Raw genomic sequence first — 3,101 nt, 5'->3', positions numbered from 1 at the left:
GGTTATATGGTCAAGCGATTAAGCGCATACGGTGGATGCCTTGGCAGCCAGAGGCGATGAAGGACGTGATAGCCTGCGATAAGCGTTGGCGAGGTGGCAAATACCCTGCGACCCAACGATTTCCGAATGGGGAAACCCACTCACCATCAGGTGAGTATCTATAGGCCAATACATAACCTATAGAGGCAAACCCGGGGAACTGAAACATCTAAGTACCCGGAGGAAAAGAAATCAACCGAGATTCCCCAAGTAGCGGCGAGCGAACGGGGACCAGCCCTTAAGCGTGACAACCGACAGGCGAACAAGCTGGGAAGCTTGACGATACAGGGTGATAGTCCCGTAGTCGAAGTCCGAGTCACGTGAAATCGAGTAGGTCGGGGCACGAGAAACCCTGACTGAACATGGGGGGACCATCCTCCAAGGCTAAATACTCCTGGCTGACCGATAGTGAACCAGTACCGTGAGGGAAAGGCGAAAAGAACCCCGGCGAGGGGAGTGAAATAGATCCTGAAACCGTATGCGTACAAGCAGTGGGAGCACCTTCGTGGTGTGACCGCGTACCTTTTGTATAATGGGTCAGCGACTTATATTCTGTGGCGAGCTTAACCGTATAGGGGAGGCGTAGGGAAACCGAGTCTTAACTGGGCGACCAGTCGCAGGGTATAGACCCGAAACCGGGCGATCTATCCATGGCCAGGGTGAAGATTGAGTAACATCAATTGGAGGCCCGAACCCAAGTATGTTGAAAAATGCTGGGATGAGCTGTGGATCGGAGTGAAAGGCTAATCAAGCCCGGAGATAGCTGGTTCTCCTCGAAAGCTATTTAGGTAGCGCCTCACGTATCACCGCTGGGGGTAGAGCACTGTTTCGGCTAGGGGGTCATCCCGACTTACCAACCCGAGGCAAACTCCGAATACCAGTGAGTGCAGCGTGGGAGACACACAGCGGGTGCTAACGTCCGTTGTGAAAAGGGAAACAACCCAGACCGTCAGCTAAGGTCCCAAAATCCTGATTAAGTGGGAAACGATGTGGGAAGGCTCAGACAGCTAGGAGGTTGGCTTAGAAGCAGCCACCCTTTAAAGAAAGCGTAATAGCTCACTAGTCGAGTCGGCCTGCGCGGAAGATATAACGGGGCTAAATCAGGTACCGAAGCTACGGGTTCATCCTCTGGATGAGCGGTAGAGGAGCGTCGTGTAAGCCAATGAAGGTGGATTGAGAAGTCTGCTGGAGGTATCACGAGTGCGAATGCTGACATGAGTAACGATAAGGGGAGTGAAAAACTCCCCCGCCGGAAGACCAAGGTTTTCTGTTCTACGTTAATCGGAGCAGAGTGAGTCGGCCCCTAAGGCGAGGCGGAAACGCGTAGTCGATGGGAAACGGGTTAATATTCCCGTACCGGATGTGGTTGCGATGGGGGGACGAAGAAGGCTAGGTGAGCCAGGCGTTGGTTGTCCTGGTGAAAGCATGTAGGCCGAGGAATCAGGCAAATCCGGTTCCTCTGAGGTCGAGATGCGAGACGAACTGACCACGGTCAGGAAGTCATCGATGCCACGCTTCCAGGAAAAGCCTCTAAGCTTCAGATCACATGCGACCGTACCCCAAACCGACACAGGTGGTCAGGTAGAGAATACCAAGGCGCTTGAGAGAACTCGGGTGAAGGAACTAGGCAAAATGGCACCGTAACTTCGGGAGAAGGTGCACCGGTTAGAGTGAAGGACTTGCTCCGTAAGCTCCTACCGGTCGAAGATACCAGGTGGCTGCAACTGTTTATTAAAAACACAGCACTCTGCAAACGCGCAAGCGGACGTATAGGGTGTGACGCCTGCCCGGTGCCGGAAGGTTAATTGATGGGGTTAGGATTCGTCCGAAGCTCTTGATCGAAGCCCCGGTAAACGGCGGCCGTAACTATAACGGTCCTAAGGTAGCGAAATTCCTTGTCGGGTAAGTTCCGACCTGCACGAATGGCGTAATGATGGCCACGCTGTCTCCACCCGAGACTCAGTGAAATTGAAATCGCAGTGAAGATGCTGTGTACCCGCGGCTAGACGGAAAGACCCCGTGAACCTTTACTATAGCTTTACACTGGATGCTGATGTTGTCTGTGTAGGATAGCTGGGAGGCTTTGAAACCACATCGCCAGATGCGGTGGAGCCAACCTTGAAATACCAGCCTGACATCATTGGCGTTCTAACTCAGGTCCGTCATCCGGATCGAGGACAGTGTATGGTGGGTAGTTTGACTGGGGCGGTCTCCTCCCAAAGAGTAACGGAGGAGCACGAAGGTACCCTCAGCACGGTTGGAAATCGTGCATTGAGTGCAAGAGCATAAGGGTGCTTGACTGCGAGACAGACACGTCGAGCAGGTACGAAAGTAGGTTCTAGTGATCCGGTGGTTCTGTATGGAAGGGCCATCGCTCAACGGATAAAAGGTACTCCGGGGATAACAGGCTGATACCGCCCAAGAGTTCACATCGACGGCGGTGTTTGGCACCTCGATGTCGGCTCATCACATCCTGGGGCTGAAGTCGGTCCCAAGGGTATGGCTGTTCGCCATTTAAAGTGGTACGCGAGCTGGGTTTAGAACGTCGTGAGACAGTTCGGTCCCTATCTGCCGTGGGCGTCGGAAGTTTGAGAAGAGCTGCTCCTAGTACGAGAGGACCGGAGTGGACGAACCTCTGGTGTTCGGGTTGTCATGCCAATGGCATTGCCCGGTAGCTACGTTCGGACGGGATAACCGCTGAAGGCATCTAAGCGGGAAGCCCCCTTCAAGATGAGACTTCCCTGAGGCCTTGCGCCTCCTGAAGGGCCCTTGAAGACGACAAGGTTGATAGGCTGGGTGTGGAAGCACAGCAATGTGTTGAGCTAACCAGTACTAATTGCCCGTGAGGCTTGACCATATAACACCCAAGGGGTTTGCCCAGGCAAACCGCCGGGATTGCGACAGGATCGACGACATATCGGTCAGCATGATTCATATTGCGAGTCGCGAGGTCACAAGCCTCGAGACTCAGGCATCGCAAGATGCCACCGTTTCGCCTGACGACCATAGCGAGCGTGAACCACCCGATCCCATGCCGAACTCGGAAGTGAAACCGCTTAGCG

At 54.0% G+C, this 3,101-nt stretch carries 2 rRNA genes; both read left to right on the top strand.

What is annotated here, in order from left to right:
* Position 1: 1 nt before the first annotated feature.
* Positions 2-2,914: ribosomal RNA gene (locus FLM52_17640) — 23S ribosomal RNA — on the top strand.
* Between the two features lie 120 nt (positions 2,915-3,034).
* Positions 3,035-3,101, top strand: a 5S ribosomal RNA gene (gene rrf, locus FLM52_17635); the annotation flags it as partial.

The organism is bacterium Scap17 (assembly GCA_013376735.1).
In the GTDB taxonomy this organism is placed as follows: domain Bacteria; phylum Pseudomonadota; class Gammaproteobacteria; order Pseudomonadales; family Halomonadaceae; genus Cobetia.
This window is presented reverse-complemented; position numbering and strand designations above follow the sequence as displayed.